Source organism: Xanthomonas chitinilytica, assembly GCF_026107455.2.
Classification (GTDB): Bacteria; Pseudomonadota; Gammaproteobacteria; order Xanthomonadales; family Xanthomonadaceae; genus Stenotrophomonas; species Stenotrophomonas chitinilytica.
The window spans coordinates 14,007-35,672 of record NZ_JAPCHY010000011.1 but is presented as its reverse complement, the minus strand read 5'-3'; the positions used below and the strand labels follow the sequence as shown (position 1 = coordinate 35,672).

At 68.9% G+C, this 21,666-nt stretch carries 19 protein-coding genes and 5 tRNA genes; 14 read left to right on the top strand and 10 right to left on the bottom strand.

Going from position 1 to position 21,666, the window contains the following annotated elements; translation table 11 throughout:
- Positions 1-77: 77 nt before the first annotated feature.
- Both OK345_RS12925 and OK345_RS12920 read left to right on the top strand, forming a co-directional pair.
- Complete coding sequence (locus OK345_RS12925; RefSeq protein WP_265155067.1) at positions 78-1,385, top strand: SGNH/GDSL hydrolase family protein; 1,308 nt, start codon at positions 78-80, stop codon at positions 1,383-1,385.
- A gap of 3 nt (positions 1,386-1,388) precedes the next feature.
- On the top strand, positions 1,389-2,525 hold the full coding sequence (locus tag OK345_RS12920) for an alkene reductase (RefSeq protein ID WP_265128395.1): 1,137 nt from the start codon (positions 1,389-1,391) through the stop codon (positions 2,523-2,525).
- A gap of 78 nt (positions 2,526-2,603) precedes the next feature.
- Here OK345_RS12920 and ppsA read toward each other — a convergent pair whose 3' ends face one another.
- Positions 2,604-4,979, bottom strand: coding sequence for a phosphoenolpyruvate synthase (ppsA, locus tag OK345_RS12915; protein WP_265128394.1), 2,376 nt, complete (start codon positions 4,977-4,979; stop codon positions 2,604-2,606).
- A 200-nt stretch (positions 4,980-5,179) separates the two neighbouring features.
- Here ppsA and ppsR point away from each other — a divergent pair, with 200 nt between their 5' ends.
- The 3 genes from ppsR to OK345_RS12900 all read left to right on the top strand — a co-directional run bounded on the left by ppsR (position 5,180) and on the right by OK345_RS12900 (position 7,131).
- Complete coding sequence (gene ppsR / locus OK345_RS12910) at positions 5,180-6,001, top strand: posphoenolpyruvate synthetase regulatory kinase/phosphorylase PpsR (RefSeq protein ID WP_265128393.1); 822 nt, start codon at positions 5,180-5,182, stop codon at positions 5,999-6,001.
- Positions 6,002-6,070: 69 nt separating this feature from the next.
- On the top strand, positions 6,071-6,577 hold the full coding sequence (locus OK345_RS12905) for a DUF1249 domain-containing protein (protein ID WP_265128392.1): 507 nt from the start codon (positions 6,071-6,073) through the stop codon (positions 6,575-6,577).
- Between the two features lie 65 nt (positions 6,578-6,642).
- Positions 6,643-7,131 carry an NUDIX hydrolase gene (locus OK345_RS12900; RefSeq protein WP_265128391.1) on the top strand — a complete coding sequence of 163 codons (489 nt, stop codon included), beginning with the start codon at positions 6,643-6,645 and terminating at the stop codon, positions 7,129-7,131.
- 1 nt (position 7,132) lies between these two features.
- Here OK345_RS12900 and OK345_RS12895 read toward each other — a convergent pair whose 3' ends face one another.
- A complete protein-coding gene (locus OK345_RS12895; protein WP_265128390.1) occupies positions 7,133-7,783 on the bottom strand; it encodes a class I SAM-dependent methyltransferase in 651 nt (216 codons plus the stop codon).
- A gap of 369 nt (positions 7,784-8,152) precedes the next feature.
- Here OK345_RS12895 and OK345_RS12890 point away from each other — a divergent pair, with 369 nt between their 5' ends.
- The 8 genes from OK345_RS12890 to OK345_RS12855 all read left to right on the top strand — a co-directional run bounded on the left by OK345_RS12890 (position 8,153) and on the right by OK345_RS12855 (position 14,962).
- Complete coding sequence (locus OK345_RS12890) at positions 8,153-8,767, top strand: CDP-alcohol phosphatidyltransferase family protein (RefSeq protein WP_265128389.1); 615 nt, start codon at positions 8,153-8,155, stop codon at positions 8,765-8,767.
- Between the two features lie 56 nt (positions 8,768-8,823).
- Complete coding sequence (phaE, locus tag OK345_RS12885) at positions 8,824-9,891, top strand: class III poly(R)-hydroxyalkanoic acid synthase subunit PhaE (RefSeq protein ID WP_265128388.1); 1,068 nt, start codon at positions 8,824-8,826, stop codon at positions 9,889-9,891.
- Positions 9,888-10,958: a class III poly(R)-hydroxyalkanoic acid synthase subunit PhaC gene (locus OK345_RS12880; RefSeq protein WP_265128387.1), complete on the top strand. Its 1,071-nt coding sequence runs from the start codon at positions 9,888-9,890 to the stop codon at positions 10,956-10,958. Before phaE ends, OK345_RS12880 begins: the two co-directional genes overlap by 4 nt.
- The gene (locus OK345_RS12875) at positions 10,955-11,323 is read left to right on the top strand and encodes a YfeK family protein (protein ID WP_265128386.1); all 369 of its coding nucleotides are present in this window, start codon (positions 10,955-10,957) and stop codon (positions 11,321-11,323) included. Before OK345_RS12880 ends, OK345_RS12875 begins: the two co-directional genes overlap by 4 nt.
- 52 nt (positions 11,324-11,375) lie before the next feature.
- Positions 11,376-11,579, top strand: a complete 204-nt coding sequence (locus OK345_RS12870; RefSeq protein ID WP_265128385.1) for a PspC domain-containing protein — start codon at positions 11,376-11,378, stop codon at positions 11,577-11,579.
- A gap of 29 nt (positions 11,580-11,608) precedes the next feature.
- A complete protein-coding gene (locus tag OK345_RS12865; RefSeq protein ID WP_265128522.1) occupies positions 11,609-12,040 on the top strand; it encodes a hypothetical protein in 432 nt (143 codons plus the stop codon).
- Between the two features lie 154 nt (positions 12,041-12,194).
- A complete protein-coding gene (locus OK345_RS12860) occupies positions 12,195-12,410 on the top strand; it encodes a hypothetical protein (RefSeq protein ID WP_265128384.1) in 216 nt (71 codons plus the stop codon).
- A 194-nt stretch (positions 12,411-12,604) separates the two neighbouring features.
- Complete coding sequence (locus OK345_RS12855) at positions 12,605-14,962, top strand: Tex family protein (protein ID WP_265128383.1); 2,358 nt, start codon at positions 12,605-12,607, stop codon at positions 14,960-14,962.
- A gap of 155 nt (positions 14,963-15,117) precedes the next feature.
- On the opposite strand, the gene OK345_RS12850 is transcribed toward OK345_RS12855, so the two are convergent.
- Positions 15,118-15,507, bottom strand: a complete 390-nt coding sequence (locus OK345_RS12850; RefSeq protein WP_265128382.1) for a response regulator — start codon at positions 15,505-15,507, stop codon at positions 15,118-15,120.
- Between the two features lie 125 nt (positions 15,508-15,632).
- Between OK345_RS12850 and OK345_RS12845 the strand changes: the two genes are divergently transcribed.
- Positions 15,633-15,719 (top strand) — tRNA-Leu (locus OK345_RS12845).
- 584 nt (positions 15,720-16,303) lie between these two features.
- On the opposite strand, the gene OK345_RS12840 is transcribed toward OK345_RS12845, so the two are convergent.
- The 7 genes from OK345_RS12840 to OK345_RS12810 form a co-directional block, all read right to left on the bottom strand.
- Positions 16,304-16,379 (bottom strand) — tRNA-Glu (locus OK345_RS12840).
- Between the two features lie 48 nt (positions 16,380-16,427).
- Positions 16,428-16,503, bottom strand: a tRNA-Ala gene (locus OK345_RS12835).
- A 216-nt stretch (positions 16,504-16,719) separates the two neighbouring features.
- Positions 16,720-16,795: transfer RNA gene (locus OK345_RS12830), tRNA-Glu, on the bottom strand.
- Between the two features lie 56 nt (positions 16,796-16,851).
- Positions 16,852-16,927 (bottom strand) — tRNA-Ala (locus tag OK345_RS12825).
- Positions 16,928-17,007: 80 nt separating this feature from the next.
- Positions 17,008-19,500: a heavy metal translocating P-type ATPase gene (locus OK345_RS12820; RefSeq protein WP_265128381.1), complete on the bottom strand. Its 2,493-nt coding sequence runs from the start codon at positions 19,498-19,500 to the stop codon at positions 17,008-17,010.
- Positions 19,501-19,574: 74 nt separating this feature from the next.
- Positions 19,575-19,973, bottom strand: a complete 399-nt coding sequence (locus OK345_RS12815) for a heavy metal-responsive transcriptional regulator (RefSeq protein WP_265128380.1) — start codon at positions 19,971-19,973, stop codon at positions 19,575-19,577.
- A gap of 644 nt (positions 19,974-20,617) precedes the next feature.
- Entirely contained in the window at positions 20,618-21,649 is a 1,032-nt protein-coding gene (locus OK345_RS12810) for an NAD(P)-dependent alcohol dehydrogenase (protein WP_265128379.1), read from the bottom strand.
- Between the last annotated feature and the right edge of the window lie 17 nt (positions 21,650-21,666).

Here is a 21,666-nt window from a genome sequence, read left to right as displayed (position 1 = left end):
TTTTGACAGGAGGCAGTCTAGTCCACGGTGCGCCCCGGATTCATCATGGAATCCCCATTCACCGACGACTCCGCCCGATGAAGGTCAGCCTCCCCGTTGCCGCGACCGCACTGGTTGCCGCCGCCCTGATGTCCGCACCGATCCGTGCCGCCGGGCCGGTCGCACCGACCCACTGGGTCGGCAGCTGGAGCGCCAGCCCGCAGCCGGTCTGGGGGCAGGAATTCCTGTTCCCGACCAATGTGCCGGCGCAGCTGGAGGCGCAGACCGTGCGCCAGGTCGCGCGGCTCAGCCTGGGCGGGTCGCGCATCCGCGTGGTGTTGTCCAACGCCTACGGCCGGCAGCCGCTGGGCATCGGCAGGGCGACCGTCGCGCTGCCCGCCGCCGATGGCGCGACGGTGCCCGGCAGCGTCCGCACGCTGACGTTCGCCGGGCAGCCGCAGGCCACGATGGCGGCCGGCGCACCACTGGTCAGCGATCCGGTGGAACTGCCGGTGCCGGCGCTGGGCCGCGTCACGGTCAGTGTGTACGTGCCCGGTCCGGCCGCGGTGACCGGCTTCCACTGGGATGGCCGGCAGACCGGCTGGATCGTCGCCGGCGAGCGGACGGCCGCCACCCGCCTCGACCTCGGCGCGCCCGGCACGCAGGCCACCACCGCGCGCCTGCTGCTGGCGGGTATCGAGGTGGACGCCGGGGTGCCTGCGCAGGCCGTCGCGGTGATCGGCGACTCGATCAGCGACGGTGCCGGCGCCAGCCTGGATCGCGACAGCCGCTGGCCGGACCTGCTCGCCGAACGACTGGCACCGAAGGGCGTGGCGGTGATCAATGCCGGCATCTCCGGTGGCCGCCTGCTCAGCGACGGCATGGGCGACAGCGCGCTGGCGCGACTGCAGCGCGACGTGCTGGCCCAGCCCGGCGTGCGCAGCGTGGTGGTGATGGTGGGCATCAACGACATCGCCTGGCCGGGCACGGCTTTCGCCCCCGATCAGCCGCGGCCCACGCTGGAAGCGATGACGGCCGGTTACCGGCAACTGATCGCGCAGGCGCACCGCCATGGCGTGCGTGCGGTCGGCGTGACCTTGACCCCGTTCGAAGGCGCCTTGCCCGGCACGCCGCTGGACACCTATTACCACCCCGACAAGGACGCGCTGCGCCGTCGGGTCAACGACTGGATCCGCTACGGCGGCGCATTCGATGCGGTGATCGACGCCGACGCGGCGCTGCGCGATCCGGCCCATCCCGGCCGGTTGCTGGCGCGTTTCGATTCCGGCGACCGCCTGCATCCGGGCGACGACGGCAACCGCGCCCTGGCCGAAGCGGTCGATCTCGACGCCTTGCTGGGCGACGCGGACGCCGCGGCACGGACTTTCTTCCCCCGCAAGGAGTGATGCATGTTGTTCTCCCCCTACCGCATGGGCACGCTGCTGCTGCCCAACCGCATCGTGATGCCGCCGATGACCCGTTCGCGTGCCGCGGCCGGCAACGTGGCCACGCCGCTGATGGCCCGCTACTACGCGCAGCGCGCCTCGGCCGGCCTGATCGTCGGCGAAGGCACCCAGATCAGCCGGCAGGGCCAGGGTTATGCCTGGACCCCGGGCATCCACGACGCGGCGCAGGTCGCCGGCTGGCGTGGCGTCACCGACGCGGTGCATGCCGCCGGCGGCCGCATCTTCGCCCAGCTCTGGCACGTCGGCCGTGTCTCGCACGTCGCGCTGCAACCGGACGGCGCCGCACCGGTGTCGTCCTCGGCGCTGCTGGCCGAGGGCGTCAAGGTATTCGTCGATCCGCAGGGCAGGGGACCGCTGTCCGGGGTCGGCGAGATGGTGCAGCACTCCATGCCGCGTGCGCTGGAGGTCGACGAGATCGCGCAGATCGTGCGCGACTACGCCGCCGCCGCGCGCAACGCCATCGCCGCCGGCTTCGATGGCGTCGAGCTGCACGGCGCCAATGGCTACCTGATCAACCAGTTCATCGACTCGCAGGCCAACCTGCGCACCGACGGCTACGGCGGCTCGCTGCAGAACCGCCTGCGCTTCCTGCGCGAAGTGGCGGAGGCGGTGGTGGCCGAAGTCGGCGCTGCCCGCGTCGGCGTACGCCTGGCGCCGCTGACCACGCTGCAGGGCGCGGTGGACGACACGCCGCAGGCGACCTATCTGGCCGCCGCACACCTGCTCGACGGTCTTGGCGTGGGCTACCTGCACATTGCCGAAGCCGATTGGGAGGACGCGCCCGTCATGCCGGCGGCGTTCAAGGAGGCGCTGCGCATGATCTACCGCGGCACGCTGATCTACGCCGGCAAGTACACGCTCGAACGCGCCGAGGAAGCGCTGGCCAGGGGCTGGGCCGACCTGATCGCGTTCGGTCGGCCGTTCATCGCCAACCCGGACCTGCCCGAGCGCCTGCGTCAGGGCCTGCCGTTGAACCCGGCCGACAAGCCGACGTTCTTTGGCGGCGGCGAGGCGGGCTTCACCGATTACCCGACGCTGTCGGAGACGGCGTCCCGGGTCGAGACTTCGGCGGTGGAGTGACCTGTCGGGTACCGTACCGGCAGCCGCAAAAACGAAACCCCGCCGAGGCGGGGTTTCGTCTGTCCCGAGGGCGGGAACTCAGCTGTTGGCCTTGAGCTTGGCCAGCCGCAGCCAGGTGTCCACCACGGTATCCGGGTTCAGCGACACCGACTCGATGCCTTCCTGCATCAGCCATTCGGCCAGGTCCGGGTGGTCGGACGGGCCCTGGCCACAGATGCCGACGTACTTGCCCTTGGCGCGGGCGGCCTTGATCGCCATCGACAGCAGCTTCTTGACCGCCGGGTTCCGTTCGTCGAACAGGTGCGCGACGATCGACGAATCGCGGTCCAGGCCCAGGGTCAGCTGGGTCAGGTCGTTGGAGCCGATCGAGAAGCCGTCGAAGATCTCCAGGAACTCGTCGGCGAGCAGCGCGTTGGACGGCACCTCGCACATCATGATGATCTTCAGGCCGTTCTCGCCCTGCTTCAGGCCGTTCTTCTCCAGCACCTCGACGACCTTGCGGCCTTCTTCCAGGGTGCGCACGAACGGGATCATCACCCACAGGTTGTCCAGGCCCATCTCGTTGCGCACGCGCAGCACGGCCTTGCACTCCAGCGCGAAGGCGTCGGCGAACGAGGCATCGACGTAGCGGCTGGCGCCGCGGAAGCCGATCATCGGGTTCTCTTCGTGCGGCTCGTAGTTGCTGCCGCCGATCAGGTTGGCGTATTCGTTGGACTTGAAGTCCGACAGGCGCACGATCACCGGGTTCGGCGCGACCGAGGCGGTGAGGGTGGCGATGCCTTCGGCCAGGCGGTCGACGTAGAAGCTCACCGGGTCCTTGTAGCCGGCGATCTTCTCGTCGATCTTCTTCTTCGTCGCCGAATCCTGGCGGTCGTATTCCAGCAGCGCGTTGGGATGGATGCCGATGTGGCTGGCGATGATCATCTCCAGCCGCGCCAGGCCGATGCCGGCGTTGGGCAGCTGGCCGAAGTCGAACGCGCGCTCGGGGTTGGCGACGTTCATCATGATCTTCAGCGGCGCCGGCGGCATGTTGCCCAGGTCGGTGGTGGTGCGCTCGAACGGCAGCTTGCCGGCGTAGATGAAGCCGGTGTCGCCCTCGGCGCAGCTGACCGTCACTTCCTGGCCGTCCTTGATCAGGTCCAGCGCGTTGCCGGTGCCGACCACCGCCGGCACGCCCAGCTCGCGGGCGATGATCGCGGCATGGCAGGTGCGGCCGCCGCGGTTGGTGACGATGGCCGAGGCGCGCTTCATCACCGGTTCCCAGTCGGGGTCGGTCATGTCGGCCACCAGCACGTCGCCGGGCTGCACGCGCGACATGTCGTCCAGCGAGCGCACCACGCGCGCCACGCCGGCGCCGATCTTCTGGCCGATGGCGCGGCCCTCGGCGACCACTTCGCCGCGCTGTTCCAGCGCGAAACGCTCCATCTGGGTGGCGCTGCCGCGCGACTTCACGGTTTCCGGGCGCGCCTGGACGATGAACAGCTTGCCGCTGACGCCGTCCTTGGCCCACTCGATGTCCATCGGGCGGCCGTAGTGCTTCTCGATCACCAGCGCCTGCTTGGACAGTTCCTGCACGTCCTCGTCGCTGATGGAGAAGGTGTTGCGCAGCTCGGCCGGGGTGTCCTCGATGCGCACGCGCTCGCCGGGCACATCCGAATACACCATGCGGATCGCCTTGCTGCCGAGCGAGCGGCGCAGGATCGCCGGCTTGCCGGCGGCCAGGGTGGGCTTGTAGACGTAGAACTCGTCCGGATTGACCGCGCCCTGCACGACCATCTCGCCCAGGCCGAACGAGGAGGTGACGAACACCACGTCGCGGAAGCCGGACTCGGTGTCCAGGGTGAACAGCACGCCGGAGGCGCCCACGCCCGAGCGCACCATCAGCTGCACGCCGGCGGACAGGAACACGTCCTCGTGCTTGAAGCCGTGGTGCACGCGATAGGCGATGGCGCGGTCGTTGTACAGCGAGGCGAACACTTCCTTGACCTTGAGCACGACGTCGTCGGCGCCGGTGACGTTGAGGAAGGTCTCCTGCTGGCCGGCGAACGAGGCGTCGGGCAGGTCCTCGGCGGTGGCCGAGGAGCGCACCGCCACGGCCACGTCGCCGCCGCCGTTGTCGGCGCACAGCTTGGCGTAGGCGTCGCGGATGTCGGTATCCAGCTGCGGCTGCAGCGGGGCGTCGATGACCCAGCCGCGGATTTCCTTGCCGGCGGCGGTCAGCGCGCCCACGTCTTCCACGTCCAGCGTGGCCAGCTTGTCGAAGATGCGCTTGGACAGGTCGTTGTGCGCGATGAAGTCCTTGAAGGCTTCAGCGGTAGTCGCGTAACCACCCGGAACCGAGACTCCCAGACCGGCCAGGTTGCCGATCATTTCGCCAAGGGACGAATTCTTGCCACCCACGCGGGCCAGATCGACCAGACGCAGTTCGTGCAGCCACAGGATGTTCTCGTTCAAGCGCGATGCTCCGTTTGGCCATCGCCCGAGGCGGGCTTTGATGGCCACGTCCGTAGGAAGAAGCCGATATGATGCAGCGCACAGCTGCGCCCGCACAAGCTTGTGACCACACCATGTCCTGTGCTTGTCTCCCGGGTGACCCGTCCCCAAACCCGAAAGGCCGGCATCCTGGCCATCCCCCGAAATCAAAGGATCTGACGATGTCGGCAATACGCCCGGTCTTCTATGTGTCCGATGGCACCGGTATCACCGCCGAGACCATCGGCCACAGCCTGTTGACCCAGTTCAGCGGGTTCAGCTTCGTCACGGACCGGCTTTCGTTCGTCGACGACCCGGACAAGGCGCGCGAGGCCTGCCAGCGCATCCGCGCCGCCGGCGAGCGCTACCAGGTGCGCCCGATCGTCATCAGCTCCTGCGTGGACCCGCAGCAGAGCCAGATCCTGGGCGAGAGCGGGGCATTGATCCTGGACGTGTTCGCACCGTTCATCGGGCCGCTGGAGGCCGAGCTCAACTCCGCCCGCCATGCCCGCGTGGGCCAGGCCCACGGCATGGTGGACTTCGACACCTACCACCGCCGCATCAACGCGATGAACTTCGCGCTGACCCACGACGATGGCGTCGCGCTGACCTACGACGATGCCGACGTGATCCTGGTGGCGGTGTCGCGCGCCGGCAAGACGCCGACCTGCATCTACCTGGCGCTGCACTACGGGGTGCGCGCGGCGAACTACCCGCTCACCGAGGAGGACCTGGAACAGGACCGCCTGCCGCCGCGGCTGCGTCCGTACCGCAAGAAGCTGTTCGGGCTGACCATCGACCCGGAGCGCCTGCAGCAGATCCGCCAGGAGCGGCGGCCCAATTCCCGCTACGCCAGCGCCGAGACCTGCCGGCGCGAGGTGGCCGCGGCCGAGACCATGTTCCGGATGGAGCGGATCCCGACCCTGAGCACCACCCACACCTCGATCGAGGAGATCTCCAGCAAGGTGCTGGGCACGCTGGGACTGCAGCGCGAGATGTTCTGACAAGACGCCCTGAATCGGAATTGCGCGCGGACGCGACCGCCGGCGGCGTCCTGCGTGTAGGATCGCTCCATGGCATCGATACTTTCCCGCGCCGGCCGCATCCCCCGCCTCAGCCGCCTCGGCTGGCTGATGGGGCTGTACGCGGAGAACTACCTGCACCTGACCCGGCTGTTCGCGCCGGCCAGGCTGGCGGCCGGCAGCTATGTCTCCTCGATCGGCGACGGCCTGGACCTGCGGCTGGACGTGATCGAGTGCCACCGCTACACGGTCGAACTGCGGCTGACCTACGACCTGCGCGACCCGCTGACCGGCGAACCCGATCCGTCGGCCTACGTGCGCCTGTACTGCGATGCCCGCCAGGTGGAAACCACCCATTGCTACGTCGGCCGCCGCTGGCAGGACGTGATGGGCATGTACCCGCCGGCCGACGAGCTGATCAGCCACCGCATGCGCATGAACACCTTCCTCGGCAAATGGCTGGAATACCTGGCCGAGCGCGGCCATGGCGTGGCCACGCTGCGCCCGCTGGATGCGCCGGTGGCGCGCGCGCGGATGCCGCTGACGCTGGTGCGTTGACGCCCGGCCGTGGCGCGGGCGGCGATCGGGCATACTCTGCGTCCGTTCCGATGCGTCCGTTCCCGATGCCCTATACCCCGATCCTCGCCACCCTGGGTTACGTGCTGTCCGCCGATGGTTCGCAGGCCTTGATGATCCATCGCAATACCCGTCCCGGCGACATCCATCTGGGCAAGTACAACGGGCTGGGCGGGAAAGTGGAGCCGCAGGAGGACGTGCTGGCCTGCATGCATCGCGAGATCCGCGAGGAAGCCGGGATCGAATGCGGGCGTACGCGGCTGCGCGGCACCATCAGCTGGCCGGGCTTCGGCAAGCAGGGCGAGGACTGGTTCGCCTTCGTGTTCGTCATCGACGACTGGACCGGCACGCCGCTGCAGGCCAACCCGGAAGGCACGCTGGAGTGGGTCGCGCTGGACCGGCTGCAATCGCTGCCGCTGTGGGAAGGCGACCGGCATTTCCTGCCGCTGGTGTTCGACGACGATCCGCGCCCGTTCCATGGCGTGATGCCGTACCGCGACGGCCGCATGCAGTCGTGGAGCTACGCGCGCCTGTAGTTCAATCGCGGCTGGCCAGCAGCAGGTGGAAGCGCTTGTGCACCCGGCGGCCGTCGTTGCTGGTGCCGGTCTCGCAATGCAAGGCATGCCCGGGGGCGGCGAAGCCCGCCTGCCGCAGCCCGGCTTCCACCGCCGGCAGCGGGTGCAGATGGAAGCCGTGCGCGGCGAACGGCAGGGTGCGCATGAAGCCGGCATCGCCGAAGGCCAGGCACAGGCGTCCTCCCGGCCGCAGCACCCGTGCCAGTTCGCGCAGGTGCCCGCTGGGTCGCTCCCAGAAGTAGAGCGTGTTGACGCACAGCGCGGCGTCGTAACGGCCGCTGTCCAGCGGCAGCGCCGACGAATCGCCGTGGAGCACCCGCGCGCGTCCTTCCAGTCCGAGCGAACGCAGTGCGTCGTTGGCGGCGGCGACCATGGCGGCGGAAGCATCCACGCCGGTGTAGCGCGTGCCCTCGGCCCGCAGCAACCGTGCGGCGAAGGCGGCGTTGCCGGGACCGATTTCCAGCACGGATTCTCCGCGGCGGACATCGAGCCGCTCGATCGCGGCGTGGTTGAGCGCGCCGTTGCTGCGGTTCATGCCCTCGGCGACGGCCCGCGCCTGCGGGCCGGAAGGGTGGCGCAGCTGCGCGGCCAGTTGTTCGGGGCTCAGTTCCATCGTCGTTCCAGGATGCGGAGGACAGGGACGGGCGATGGCTGGTCCGGCGCGCAAGCATAGCCGCTTGTCCACACGCGCTGTGGAGCGCGGCACGGCAAAGCTGTGGAAAACCGATGCAAGTGCCCGAGTCGGCAGGTGGCCTGCACGGCGTGGCGAAAAAATGACCGGCATCCCCGCGGGTTTGTCCACAGCGGATGTGGATGGTTGGTGCGCAATGCTGTGGATAAGCGACGGCGGCCCGCGCCGGGCAAGGCTGTCAAGATGGGTGGCGGAAAATTCGCCACACCACCGCAGGCTTGCGGAAGCGGCGGCTGTCGCTGCCCGCCACGCTCGCGCTACCCTGTGCCGACCCCGGGCCGACGACATCCCATGAAACGCCACTTCTCGATGCTGCGCGAATTCCAGCTTGCCGACTGGTTCACCCTCGGCAACGCGTTCTGCGGTACCGGCGCGGTTTTCGCGGCCATGCGCTTCCTGCAGGACGGACAGCGCGGCTACCTGCTGTTCGGCATGGCGCTGATCCCGCTGGCCTTCGTGTTCGACGCACTGGACGGCCGGGTGGCGCGCTGGCGGAAATCCTCGTCCACGCTCGGGCGTGAACTGGATTCGCTGGCCGACGTCATCTCCTTCGGCGTCGCGCCGGCGGCGCTGGCCTACGCCTGCGGCATGCAGGGCGGCTGGGACTGGCTGGTGCTGAGCTATTTCGTGTGCTGCGGCGTCAGCCGGCTGGCGCGCTACAACGTGACCGCCGAGGAGATCGCCGGCGATGCCGACAAGGTGCCGTACTTCGAGGGCACGCCGATCCCGACCAGCCTGGCGCTGGTGATCGTGCTGGCGGTGGCCGCCCATGGCGGCGCCATCGGCGATGCGCTGTGGCTGGGCCAGTGGCAGCTGGGGCCGTGGCAGCTGCATCCGCTGGTGCTGCTGTTCGCGCTGTCCGGTTCGCTGATGATCAGCAAGACCCTGCGCATCCCCAAGCCCTGATGCTTGGCCTGCACGGCGTCGTTGCTATCATCCGGACCTGATTCGGGAGAACGGCGATGACGACGGCAGGCAGTGGCGGCGCGGACGATTTCGAGGTCCTGGCGCGCCAGTACTTCAGCGCCTGGGGCGACGCGCTGCGGCATGCGGCGCAAGCGCCGGCCCGGCCGGACGCAGGCCGCGAGCCGGCGGCCGGGCAGGGGGCGTGGCAACAGGCGATCGACTGGTGGAGCCAGCTGCTGCCGGCCGACGAAGGCCGGCAGCGCGACGATGCCGTGCACCGTTTCCGCGAGCAGGCCGGCAACTGGTACGGGACCATGCAGCAGGTGGCCGCGCAGTTCGCCGGACGCGACGCCAGCAGTGCCGAGGTCGCTTCGGCCTGGCGCGAGGCGGTGGAAGGACAGGGCGACGGCCTGCTGCGCTGGATGCTCGATGCCGCCCGCGGCGGCACCCGGATGGGCGGGAGCCTGCCACCGGCGCTGGCCCGCTTCATCGAAGACCTGCAGCGTGGCGCCGGTCCGTGGCTGCAGGTGCCGGCCTTCGGTCCCGGGCGCGAGCACCAGGCCCGCTGGCAGGCACTGCTCAAGGCCCAGCAGGACTACCAGGCGCAGTCGCAGGCCTATGTGGAGCAGATCAAGGCGGCGCTGGACGACGCCTTCGGGCTGTTCGAGCAGCGCCTGGCCGAGCACGAAAGCCCCGGCAGCCAGTTGACCAGCGCCCGGGCGATGTTCGACCTGTGGATCGAGGTGGCCGAGGAGGCCTACGCCAAGGTCGCGATGTCCGAACAGTTCCAGCAGGTATACGCGGCGCTGGGCAATGCGCAGATGCGGCTGCGGGCCGCGATCCAGCACGAGGTCGAGCGCCTGTCCGAATCGCTGGGGTTGCCCACCCGCACGGAGATGGACGCGGCCCATCGCAGGATCGCCGAACTGGAACGGCAGGTGCGCCGGCTGATGGCCAAGGCCGCACCGGCGCCCGCCGAGCCCGCGAAAGCACCGCCGACGCGGCCGGCGCCCGCCCGCAAGACGACCAAGGCGGCTCCCCCCGCGGCGGCACGGAAGGCCGCCGCCGGCAAGCCGGAGCCGGCGCGCAAGGGCCGCAGCAGCGCCCCGCGGAAGACACGATGAAAGGCCCGCTGGGATTCAACGCCGACGACCTACTGCAGGAAACCCTGGCGCTGCAGCGCAAGCTGCTGGACGGCCTGCGGCTGCTGCCCAGCGTCGACGACGTCGGCTATGGCGCCACCGAGCGCCAGCCGGTGTGGAGCGACGGCAAGGTGACGCTGTACCGCTTCGTCGGCCAGCAGTCGCCGACCGCGCGGGTGCCGCTGCTGATCGTCTACGCGCTGGTCAACCGCCCCTACATGGTGGACCTGCAGGCCGACCGCTCGCTGGTGCGCAAGCTGCTGGAACTGGGACAGGACGTATACGTGCTGGACTGGGGCTACCCCGACCGCTCCGAACGCTTCCAGACGCTGGAGGACTACCTGCTGCGCTATGTGGACGGCGCGGTGGAGCACCTGCGCCAGGCGCACGGCCATGCCGCGATCGACCTGCTGGGCATCTGCCAGGGCGGGGTGTTCGCGCTGTGCTACGCGGCGTTGCGCCGGGAAAAAGTGCGCAACCTGATCACCATGGTCACGCCGGTGGATTTCCACACCGCGGACAACATGCTCTCGCACTGGGCGCGCGGGGTGAACGTGGACCTGCTGGTGGACACGCTGGGCAACATCCCGGCCGACCTGATGAACGCCAGCTACCTGATGCTCAAGCCGTTCCGGCTCAACGTACAGAAATATGTGGGCCTGCTCGACATCCTCGACGACAAGCAGGCACTGGAGGACTTCCTGCGCATGGAAAAATGGATCTTCGATTCGCCCGACCTGGCCGGCGAGGCCTTCCGCGACTTCATCAAGCAGTTCTACCAGGGCAACGGCCTGGTCAACGGCAGCATCCGCATCGGCGATGAAGCGGTGGACCTGGCGCGGGTGGACATGCCGGTCCTGAACATCTACGCCGAGCAGGACCACCTGGTGCCGCCGGACGCCTCGCGCGCGATGGCCGCGCTGGTGGGCAGCACCGACTACACCGAATCGAGCTTCCGCGGCGGCCATATCGGCATCTACGTCTCCGGCCGCGCCCAGCGCGAAGTGCCGGCGGCGATCCACGGCTGGCTGCAGGAGCGTTCGCCATGAGGAAGACGTGCGGCGGGTTGCTGCTGCTGTTGTCCGTCGCAACGCCGGCGCTGGCCGCCCCCGGTACCGAGGCCCGGCGCGAGATCGGCGGGCTGATGCAGGCGCTGGACGGCTCGCAGTGCCGTTTCCAGCGCAACGGCCGCTGGCACGGCGAAGCCGAGGCGCGGGCGCACCTGCAGCGCAAGTACGACTACCTGTTGAAGAAGGACCTGGTGGACAGCGCCGAGCAGTTCATCGAGCGTGCTGCCAGCCGCAGCAGCATCAGCGGCAAGGCCTACCGCATCGCCTGCCCGGGACAACCGGAACAGGATGCGGCGCGCTGGTTCGGCGCGCGCCTGGCGGAGCTGCGCCAGGGCACGCGCTGATTACCCCGGCACCGCTACACTCCGGGTTCGACCCGTTGCCGGAGCCGACGACATGAATGCCCAGCCCCGCACCTTGGCCCGCTCGTTGAACGACCGGATGATCGCTGGCGTGATCGGCGGCATCGCCCACCGGTTCGGCTGGAACTCGACCCTGCTGCGCATCATCTACGTGGTGGTATCGATCGCTTCGGCCGCCTTCCCCGGCATCCTGGTCTACCTGATCCTGTGGCTGCTGATCCCGAACGAGGCCGATTGAGGCTTCCACCCGGCGTGCTGGCGGCGCTGATGGGGCTGGGCGCGCTGTGGACGTCGCCCAATACCGCGATCGGCCTGCTCGCCGGGCTGGTCGGGACGGCCGCCGGCGCCAGGCCGCGCTGGAACCGGGGCGATTGCGCACTGGTGTTCCACCGCTGGCCGTGGGGGCCGGGCGGTGCCATCACCCTGGGCAACGTGATCCTGCATACCGGCGCCAGCCTGGATGTTCCGTGCCGGACCTACGAGCACCGGGCCGGCCGCTGCCGGCACCCCCACGTACGCCTGGGCGACCACGAGCGGGCGCACGTCTACCAGTACCTGCTGCTGGGGCCGTTGTTCCTGCCGGTCTACCTGCTGTGCGGCGGCGTCAGCGTGCGCAACCCGCTGGAACGCGCCGCCGACCACTACGCGCTGCACGGCCATGGCTGGTGGCCACGCCGGGCGAGGGCGTCCGGAAGTTAGTCGCAGGTTAAATTTTCATATGGAAATGGTCGCCAACGTGACGTCATCAGCATGCAAAAAAACATCATTAGCCTGGATTACGAATCGGTAAGGTCAGGCGCGATAAGCTCCTCCCTGCTGTATCGGCAAGACGTTTTTCGGAGGAGTACATCACATGGCGATTGTTCTTTATGTCGGTGGTAGCAAGGATGGCGACAAGGGCGTGGTGCCCTACGGCTTCAGCAAATCCCAGGCCGACACCGAGCTGGGGCCGGAAATCTACACGGAGCGGTTCATGGAGCTGCAGGGTGTCGGCAAGGTGCGGGTGATGGCGCTGGAGTCGCTGCGCGACGACATCGTCCACCAGCGTGCGGCTTACCACTACCGCTGACCGCACCACCACCGCGGAGGGCGCCGCCAACGACGCGGGCGCCCGCGCCGGCATCCCAGCCAACGCCCGGATGCCGGCGTAACCGTCGATGCCGCTGCGGGCGACAGGTTCCGGGCCCGCTGTCAACGGCTTTCCCCATCGGTCACGCATTGCCAGAATGGCCGCTTTCCGCAAAGCGGCCCCGGCCGGAAGCAATGCTAGACATCAAGCTCGCGCAGCAGATCGCACAGACCATCGCCGACGAAATCGGCGCCCAGCCCGCACAGGCCAAGGCCGCCATCGCGCTACTCGACGAGGGCGCCAGCGTCCCCTTCATCGCCCGCTACCGCAAGGAAGTCACCGGCGGCCTGGACGATACCCAGCTGCGCAACCTGGAAGTGCGGCTGACCTACCTGCGCGAACTGGAAGACCGCCGCGCCGCGGTGCTGGCCAGCATCGAGGAGCAGGGCAAGCTGACCGACGAACTGCGCGGCGAGATCGCGGCGGCCGACACCAAGTCGCGGCTGGAAGACCTGTACCTGCCGTACAAGCCCAAGCGCCGCACCCGCGCGCAGATCGCGCGCGAGGCCGGGCTGGAGCCGTTGGCCGACGGCCTGCTGGCCGATCCGTCGCAGGACCCGCAGGCCTTCGCCGCCGGCTTCGTCGATGCCGAAAAGGGCGTGGCCGACACCAAGGCCGCGCTGGAAGGCGCCCGCGCGATCCTGATGGAGCGCTGGGGCGAGGACGCCGCGCTGGTGGGCGAGCTGCGCGGCTGGCTGGCCGACGTCGGGGTCATCCGCGCCCGCGTCGCCGAGGGCAAGGAGGAGGAGGGCGCCAAGTACCGCGATTACTTCGAGCATGCCGAGTCGCTGGCGAAGATTCCCTCGCACCGGCTGCTGGCGCTGTTCCGCGCCCGCCGCGAGGAGATCCTGTTCCTGGAGCTGGATCCGGGCAGCGACGCCGAGGCCGGCCACCAGTACGCCGAGGGCCGGGTGGCGCGCAACGCCGGCGTCGCCGACCAGGGACGCCCGGCCGACCGCTGGCTGCTCGACGCCTGCCGCCTGACCTGGCGCGCCAGGCTGCACATGCACCTGCTGCTGGACCTGTTCAACCAGGCCCGCGAGAAGGCCGAAGCCGAGGCCATCGCCGTGTTCGGCGACAACCTCAAGGACCTGCTGCTGGCCGCCCCGGCCGGCCCGAAGACCGTGCTCGGCCTCGACCCCGGCATCCGCACCGGCTGCAAGGTCGCCGTGGTCGATGCCACCGGCAAGCTGGTCGCCACCGAGACGATCTACCCGCACGAGCCACGCCGGCAATGGGACCAGTCGCTGCATACGCTCAAGCAGCTGTGCGCCAAACACGACGTCGAGCTGATCGCGATCGGCAACGGCACCGCCAGCCGCGAGACCGACAAGCTGGCCGGTGAGGTCATCAAGGCCTGCAACAACCCGAAGCTGCAGAAGATCGTGGTCAGCGAGGCCGGCGCCTCGGTGTACTCGGCCTCCGAGTTCGCGGCGAAGGAATTCCCGAACCTGGACGTGTCGCTGCGCGGCGCGGTGTCGATCGCGCGCCGGCTGCAGGATCCGCTGGCCGAACTGGTCAAGATCGAACCCAAGGCGATCGGCGTCGGCCAGTACCAGCACGACGTGGACCAGTACCGGCTGGCGCGGGCGCTGGACGCCAGGGTCGAGGACTGCGTGAACGCGGTCGGCGTGTACGTGAACACCGCCTCGGCGGCCCTGCTTGCGCGCGTGTCCGGCCTGTCTTCGACGGTGGCCGAGAACATCGTCCGCCATCGCGACGAGAATGGCCCGTTCAAGCGCCGCAAGGACCTGCTCAAGGTGCCGCGGCTGGGTGACAAGACGTTCGAACAGTGCGCCGGCTTCCTGCGCATCGCCGACGGCGACGAGCCGCTGGACGTTTCGGCGGTGCACCCGGAGGCCTATCCGGTGGTCGAGCGCATCGTCGGCAGCAGCGGCCGGCCGATCAAGGCGCTGCTCGGCGACGGCAGCTTCCTGCGCAGCCTCAAGCCCGAGCAGTTCACCGACGAGAAGTTCGGCGTGCCGACCGTGCGCGACATCCTCAAGGAGCTGGAAAAACCCGGCCGCGACCCGCGTCCGGAGTTCAAGGCCGCGCGCTTCGCCGAGGGCGTGGAGGAGATCAAGGACCTCAGGCCGGGCATGGTGCTGGAGGGCGTGGTCAGCAACGTCGCCGCATTCGGTGCCTTCGTCGACATCGGCGTGCACCAGGACGGCCTGATCCACATCTCGGCGCTGTCGGACAGCTTCGTCAAGGACCCGCGCGACGTGGTCAAGGCCGGCGACATCGTCAAGGTGAAGGTGCTGGAGGTCGACGTGGCGCGCAAGCGCATCGCGCTGACCCGGCGCCTGGACGACGGTCCGGCGCCGGCCCGCGCCGGCGAGCGCGAGCAGCGTCCGGGCAACGGCCCGCGCCGCGATGGCGGCAATCGCGGCGGACGGCCGGGTGGCAACAATGCGCGTGGCGCGATCTCTGCGCCGCCGGCCAACAACGCGCTGGCCGATGCCTTCGCCCGCGCCAAGCGCGGCAGCTGAGCCATCGTGGCACACGGCCATCGGACAAGCCGATGGCCGTCACGCTGGATGACCAGCGGATAGGCAAGAAGCGGGGGAGGCGGCGCCTTGCGTGGAGTGGCGTCATCGACTCCGTACGCGACAGCTTGCCGGAGCGGAGCGTGCTTCTCCGTCGATCAACCCGCTGCCGGGCTGGTCTCCGCCTGTTCGAGCGCCTTTTCCAGAGCCTTGGCGAGTTCGGCCGCCAGATATGGCTTGCGCAGCAGTACCGCCAGGCGGAACGAGTCCGGCAGGCGGGCGATGTCCATGCCGGTCGCCAGAACGTAGGGAATGCCGCGATCGGCCAGGGCCTGCACCACGGGTTCGCAGGTTTCGTCGTTGGCCAGCCGGTAGTCCAGCAATGCCACCTGCGGATCGTGCGCGGCAAGCAGGGCCAGTGCCGATTGCACCGACGGCGCCGGACCGATCACCTGCGCCCCTTGCTGGCCCAGTTGCAGTTGCAGCAGGGTGCCGCTCATCTCGTCGTTTTCCACGACCAGCACCCGCAGGTTCCGCAAGGCATCCATTGCCGTTCTCTGTATGGTTCAGTGAAGTGAGTATAGCGTCGATCCCCGGGCCCACCTTGGGTGAAAAATGAAGGGTTAAGGCCTGCCCACGCGTGTGAAGGTTGGTTATACTGGTCGGCCAGCCAGCCGAAGTGGCGGAATCGGTAGACGCAGCGGACTCAAAATCCGCCGCCCTTAAAAGCGTGTGGGTTCGAGTCCCACCTTCGGCACCACTGACGGAATCGACGAAAAGCCCCGGGAACTTCCCGGGGCTTTTTTGCTGGTTCTTCATCCAAGCCCGGAGCAGGTGGTCGGCGCCCCTCTATCGCGACCGATGGCAGGGGACCACGCAGCGCCGCCCATGTCAGCGGCAGGGCCTCGTAGGAGCGACGTCAGTCGCGAGCTTTTCGAGAAGCGGCAAAGGTGCCTTGGGAATTCGCTTCTCCCCTTGGATGGGCGAAGAACCTTTCCGTATCTGCGACGGTTCCGCCAGGTTTCCCCGCCGGACGGGCCGCAAGGCGATGCCACCGTTCCGCGCGGCACGTGGCGATGCGAAATGGATGGGTTTTTCCATGCGGCATGCTTGGCAGAGGCCACTCCCTTCGCCTGCCGATAATCCGCCACGCCAGCCAAGGGGAGCGTTGAGCGAACGTCGCATCGGTATGGGATGGCCAACGATTGCCGGCAGTTCGATCTGTTGCGGCAACCGCCTGCGAATGAGCCGGATGCCGGCAAGGTGGCGTGCCCTGGTCCCGATGCAAATGTCGGTGTCCGGAAACACAAAAGCCCCGAACGAGTCGGGGCTTCTGCTTGAAACTGGCGTCCCCACGGGGATTCGAACCCCGGTCGCCACCGTGAAAGGGTGATGTCCTAGGCCTCTAGACGATGGGGACGCGTAAACCGGATTGTCGCTTGCCAGACAGGCCTGATGCCTGGAAAGTTGGTGGAGCCAAGCGGGATCGAACCGCTGACCTCCTGCATGCCATGCAGGCGCTCTCCCAGCTGAGCTATGGCCCCACGATGTTGCTGCGAGCCGACTATCATATCGGCATTTTCACGGATGTGGAATACTTTCGTGAAAACTTTTCGCTTGCGGGCTGCTTCGTTGCCGGAGGAGAGGGCGGGGAAGCCGGCCGGGGGCGGGCTTGCGGAGCCATCTTTCCGGAACGGAGCCGTCCGGGTGTTGCCCAACAAAAAAGACCCGCCTGAGTGGGTCTCTCTCGTCTCGATGAATGGCGTCCCCACGGGGATTCGAACCCCGGTCGCCACCGTGAAAGGGTGATGTCCTAGGCCTCTAGACGATGGGGACGCGTAAACTTCATCGAATTGTTCCTTCGCGATCCGAACGGCCTAAAGTCCGGATTTTGGTGGAGCCAGGCGGGATCGAACCGCCGACCTCCTGCATGCCATGCAGGCGCTCTCCCAGCTGAGCTATGGCCCCACGTCGCTGAGAAAGAAATGATAGCTGGGCCGTTTTTCCTTCGCAAGCAGTTTGTTGCAAAAAACTCTGCATCCGCATCATCAAGCCGACGGCAGCCGCTGGCCGCGCAGGCGCAGGGCGTTGCCGATCACCGAAACCGAGCTCAGGCTCATCGCCAGCGCCGCCAGCATCGGCGACATGGCGATGCCCAGCGGGTACAGCACGCCGGCGGCGACGGGGATGCCCAGGCCGTTGTAGAGGAAGGCGAAGCCGAGGTTCTGGCGCATGTTGCGCACGGTGGCCCCGGACAGCTGCCGTGCCCGCAGGATGCCGCGCAGGTCGCCCTTGACCAGGGTGACCTGCGCGCTGGAAACCGCCACGTCGGTGCCGTTGCCCATGGCGATGCCGACGTCGGCGGTGGCCAGGGCGGGAGCGTCGTTGATGCCGTCGCCGGCCATGGCGACGCGATGGCCCTGGGCCTGCAGCTTGCCGATCAGTTCGGCCTTGTCGGCCGGGCGCGTCTCGCCGTGCACTTCGTCGATGCCGAGCTGCGCGGCGACGGTGCGTGCGGTCGCCAGCCCGTCGCCGGTGGCCATGACGATACGCAGGCCGTCGCGGTGCAACTGCGCGATGGCGTCGGCGGTGGAGGCCTTGATCGGGTCGGCGACCGCGACCAGTCCGGCTAGGCGCCCGTCCACGGACAGGAACATGACGCTGGCGCCTTCGCTGCGCAGCGCGTCGGCGGCGTCGCGCAACGCATCGCTGGCGATGCCGTGGTCGTCCATCAAGGCGGTATTGCCCAGCAGCAGTCGGCGGCCATCGACCTGGCCACGCACGCCCAGGCCGGTGACCGAATCGAACCCGTCCACCGCAAGCAAGGTCATGCCGCGCTCGCGGGCTTCGGCCACGATCGCCGTGGCCAGCGGGTGTTCGCTGCCCTGGTCGAGGCTGGCGGCCAGCTGCAGCACCTCCGCGGCGGAGAACGGCGCCAGCGGTCGCACTTCGCGGAACGCGGGCCGGCCTTCGGTCAGGGTGCCGGTCTTGTCCACCACCAGCACGTCCACCTGGCGCAGCGACTCGATGGCTTCGGCGTCGCGGAAAAGCACGCCGTGCTGGGCCGCGCGGCCGGTGGCGACCATGATCGACATCGGCGTGGCCAGGCCCAATGCGCACGGGCAGGCGATGATCAGCACCGAGACCGCGTTGAGCACGGCATGGGTCCACGAAGGTGCCGGGCCGAACAGTCCCCAGCCGAGCAGGGTCAGCAGCGCCACCGCCAGCACCGCGAGGACGAACCAGTACGCGACCTTGTCGGCCATGCGCTGCATCGGCGCGCGCGAACGTTGCGCCTGCGCGACCAACTGCACGATCTGCGCCAGCACGCTGTCGTCGCCCACGCGCTCGGCGCGGATCACCAGCGCGCCGGAACTGTTGACGGTCGCGCCGATGACGCGGTCGCCATCGCTCTTGGTCACCGGCAGCGGTTCGCCGGTCAGCATGGATTCGTCCACCGCCGAGCGGCCTTCCAGCACCACGCCGTCCACCGGCACCTTCTCGCCGGGACGCACCCGCAGGCGGTCGCCCGGCCGGATCAGCGAAAGCTCCACGTCCTCCTCGCTGCCGTCGTCGCACAGCCGGCGCGCGGTCTTCGGTGCCAGCCCGAGCAGCGCCTTGATCGATGCGGAGGTCCTGGCGCGCGCCTTCAGCTCCATCAACTGGCCCAGCAGGGTCAGCGACACGATCATGGCCGCCGCCTCGAAGTAGACGCCGACATGGCCATGCTGGTGGAACGAGGGCGGGAACAGTCCCGGGGCGACGGTGGCGACGACGCTGTAGCCGTAGGCGGCGATCACGCCGGTGCCGATCAGCGTCCACATGTTGGGGCTGCGGTTACGGATCGACTGGCCCCAGCGCTGCAGGAACGGCCAGCCGGCCCACAGCACCACGGGCGTGGCCAGCGCGAATTCGATCCAGACCCGCAGGGTGGGGGATACCCCGTGCAGCAGCGGCGTCATCGCCGCCATGGCCAGCGCCATCGTCGCCAGGCTCAGCGGCAGGCCCCACCAGAAGCGGCGGCGGAAGTCGGCCAGTTCCGGGTTCTCGTCCTCGTCCAGGCTGGGCATCATCGGCTCCAGTGCCATGCCGCAGATCGGACAGGTGCCGGGGCCTTCCTGGACGATCTCCGGGTCCATCGGGCAGGTGTAGAGGGTGCCGGCCGGCAGCGGGGTTTCCGGCCGGCTCGGCGGTTCGAGGTAGCGATGCGGATCGGCGACGAAGCGGCTGCGGCACTCGGCGCGGCAGAAGTGGTAGTCCTTGCCCTGGTGGGTGGCGTGGTGCGGCGTCAGTGCCGGATCCACGTCCATGCCGCATACCGGATCCTTCGCCTTGCCCGACGGGGAGGCGGCGGCAGCACCGCCGCCGCAACAGCCGCCGGACGCGGCCGGCTTGTCGGCCGGCGCATCGAGGAAGCTTCCGGGATCGGCCACGAACCGTTCGCGGCAGCTTGCGCTGCAGAAGTGGTACTCGTGGCCCTCGTGGATGGCATGGTGCGGCGATGCGGCAGGATCGACCTGCATGCCGCAGACCGGGTCCACGGCCCGCGCCGCGGGAGAGCGGGAGCCGCCGCAGCAGGCCGGGGCGGCGGTGTCGGCAGGGCGATGATGGGCGGTCACTGTCCGGCCTCCGTCAGCGCGCCGATGATCGGGCACTGGTCCAGCGCGCCGTGCCCGGGGCAGGCCCGGACCAGTTGTTGCAGCGCCTTCTGCATGCGTTGCAGTTCCTCGATGCGCTGCCCGAGGTCGCGCAGTTTGTCGCTGGCCGCGGCCTTGACCTGCGCCATGTCGCCGCCACGCCGGTCGCTGATGGCCAGCAGGTCGGCGATCTCCTCCAGGGTGAAGCCCAGGGTCTTGGCGCGGCGGATGAACTGCAGCCGCGTGACGTCGTCCTGGTCGAAGATCCGGTAGCCGCCGGGGCTGCGGCGGGCGGCGGGCAGCAGGCGCTGGCGCTCGTAGTAGCGGACCGTATCGACGGGAACGCCCGCCTGGAGTGCGAGTTGTCCGATGTTCATTGGCATCCGGCCGGTGGAGGAGTGCGGCCATTGTCGACCCTGGACCAGGGTCAAGAGTCAAGGGTTTGCCGGTCCTTCGGATATGGCCGGATCATCCGGCTGGCCCGGCAGGCGGAAATGCCGTCTGACCGGTGCAGATGCAGGGTCTTGTGAGCCGTTCGGATCGGCGGCTTTCCTGGCGCGCGCGCGACGGCATGCGGATATCCGCATGCGCGGGCACCGGCCTGCCGATGCCATCGCCACTTCATGGAACGGGATTCTTCATGCCGGGTGCCGGGTGCCGGGTGCCGATGCCGGGTTTCCGGGCCGCCCGAGAGCCGGGCGCGTCTCCGGATCCGTCCATGGGCAAACGACATCGACGGAAGGGCATGCGGCCGGGATCATGGGACAGTGCTGGCGACAACCGCGGCGATCACCGCGGATGGCGGTCCAGCACTGCTCCCGGGTGCCACTCCGGTTCCCGGGTTGCCGGGCCAGCCGCCTGGCCTCGGCCGCTGGCGACCCCGGACATATCGGTCGCCGGCAAGCCTCTGCTTGCAGTGGGAACCTTGGGGCCGCAGCGGATCGCGCGCCCTGGCAGGCAGCCGATGCCCATGCCGCGGACCGGCTGCATCGCGTCCGGTTCGCGCGTCCGGTTCGAGGGTTCAGGGCAGCAGCACGGCGCGCCCGCGGATGCGGCCTTCGCGCAGCCGCTGGTAGACGTCGACGGCCTGCTCCAGCGGGAAGGTCTCCACTTCGGCGTGGATGCGTCCGGCCGCCGCCAGCGCGATCACTTCCATCAGTTCGGTGCGCGATCCCCAATAGGGCACCGTGACCTGGCAGCCATAGGGCGGTTGATTGGCGGAGTAGTGCAGCGTGCCGCCGCCCAGTCCGACTATGGTGAGGCGGCTGTTGCGTCCGACCACGCGCGCGCATAGGTCCACCGTCGGTTGCGCGCCGACGAAGTCCAGTGCCACGGCAACGCCGCGCGGTCCGGTCAGTTCGCGGATCGCTTCGGCCGCGGCGTCGCTGTCGCGCGTGTCGAGCGTGTGCTTCACTCCCAGTTCGCGCGCATGCGCCAGCTTGGCGTCGTCGATATCGCCGGCGATCAGGCGCGCGGGCGTCAGCGCCTGCAGGATCTGCACCGCCATGTGGCCCAGGCCGCCGATGCCCACCACCAGCACGGTGGCATCGGGAGTGAGCAATGGCAGCGCCTTCTTGATCGCGTGATAGGGCGTCAGTGCGGCATCGGACAACGGCGCCGCGGCAATGGGGTCCAGTCCCGCCAGGGGGACCAGCAGGCGCGGCGAAGGCACGATCATGTATTCGGCCATGCCGCCATCCGAGCCCAGGCCGCCGCCCATGGTGCCGAGTTCGGCGTGGTTCTCGCAGTAGTTCTCCATCGAGGTCTGGCAGGTATGGCAGCGGCCGCAGCCCCATGGGCCGTACACCGCCACCGGGTCGCCTTCCTTCCAGCCTTCCACGCCGGAGCCCAGGCCGGCGATCCAGCCGGCATTCTCGTGGCCGAGGGTGAAGGGCCCCTTCAGGCCGAGGTCCTCGTCGAGGATGTGCAGGTCCGAGTGGCAGACGCCGGCGCCGGCGACCTTGAGCAGTACCTGGCCGGGGCCGGGTACTGGCGCGGGAACATCGACGACTTCGGCCGGATGGCCGGTCTCCACGAAACGAACCGCCTTCATCGCCGTCTCCTTCGCGC

Bases quoted from the DNA above. Each gene is read 5' to 3' on its own strand.
- OK345_RS12905 (WP_265128392.1), top strand. From the start codon at position 6,071: ATGGCATCGATACTTTCCCGCGCCGGCCGCATCCCCCGCCTCAGCCGC.
- ppsR (WP_265128393.1), top strand. From the start codon at position 5,180: ATGTCGGCAATACGCCCGGTCTTCTATGTGTCCGATGGCACCGGTATC.
- OK345_RS12860 (WP_265128384.1), top strand. From the start codon at position 12,195: ATGGCGATTGTTCTTTATGTCGGTGGTAGCAAGGATGGCGACAAGGGC.
- OK345_RS12925 (WP_265155067.1), top strand. From the start codon at position 78: ATGAAGGTCAGCCTCCCCGTTGCCGCGACCGCACTGGTTGCCGCCGCC.
- OK345_RS12850 (WP_265128382.1), bottom strand. From the start codon at position 15,507: ATGGATGCCTTGCGGAACCTGCGGGTGCTGGTCGTGGAAAACGACGAG.
- OK345_RS12890 (WP_265128389.1), top strand. From the start codon at position 8,153: ATGAAACGCCACTTCTCGATGCTGCGCGAATTCCAGCTTGCCGACTGG.
- OK345_RS12895 (WP_265128390.1), bottom strand. From the start codon at position 7,783: ATGGAACTGAGCCCCGAACAACTGGCCGCGCAGCTGCGCCACCCTTCC.
- OK345_RS12880 (WP_265128387.1), top strand. From the start codon at position 9,888: ATGAAAGGCCCGCTGGGATTCAACGCCGACGACCTACTGCAGGAAACC.
- OK345_RS12865 (WP_265128522.1), top strand. From the start codon at position 11,609: ATGGGGCTGGGCGCGCTGTGGACGTCGCCCAATACCGCGATCGGCCTG.
- OK345_RS12870 (WP_265128385.1), top strand. From the start codon at position 11,376: ATGAATGCCCAGCCCCGCACCTTGGCCCGCTCGTTGAACGACCGGATG.
- OK345_RS12875 (WP_265128386.1), top strand. From the start codon at position 10,955: ATGAGGAAGACGTGCGGCGGGTTGCTGCTGCTGTTGTCCGTCGCAACG.
- OK345_RS12810 (WP_265128379.1), bottom strand. From the start codon at position 21,649: ATGAAGGCGGTTCGTTTCGTGGAGACCGGCCATCCGGCCGAAGTCGTC.
- OK345_RS12815 (WP_265128380.1), bottom strand. From the start codon at position 19,973: ATGAACATCGGACAACTCGCACTCCAGGCGGGCGTTCCCGTCGATACG.
- phaE (WP_265128388.1), top strand. From the start codon at position 8,824: ATGACGACGGCAGGCAGTGGCGGCGCGGACGATTTCGAGGTCCTGGCG.
- OK345_RS12920 (WP_265128395.1), top strand. From the start codon at position 1,389: ATGTTGTTCTCCCCCTACCGCATGGGCACGCTGCTGCTGCCCAACCGC.
- OK345_RS12900 (WP_265128391.1), top strand. From the start codon at position 6,643: ATGCCCTATACCCCGATCCTCGCCACCCTGGGTTACGTGCTGTCCGCC.
- OK345_RS12855 (WP_265128383.1), top strand. From the start codon at position 12,605: ATGCTAGACATCAAGCTCGCGCAGCAGATCGCACAGACCATCGCCGAC.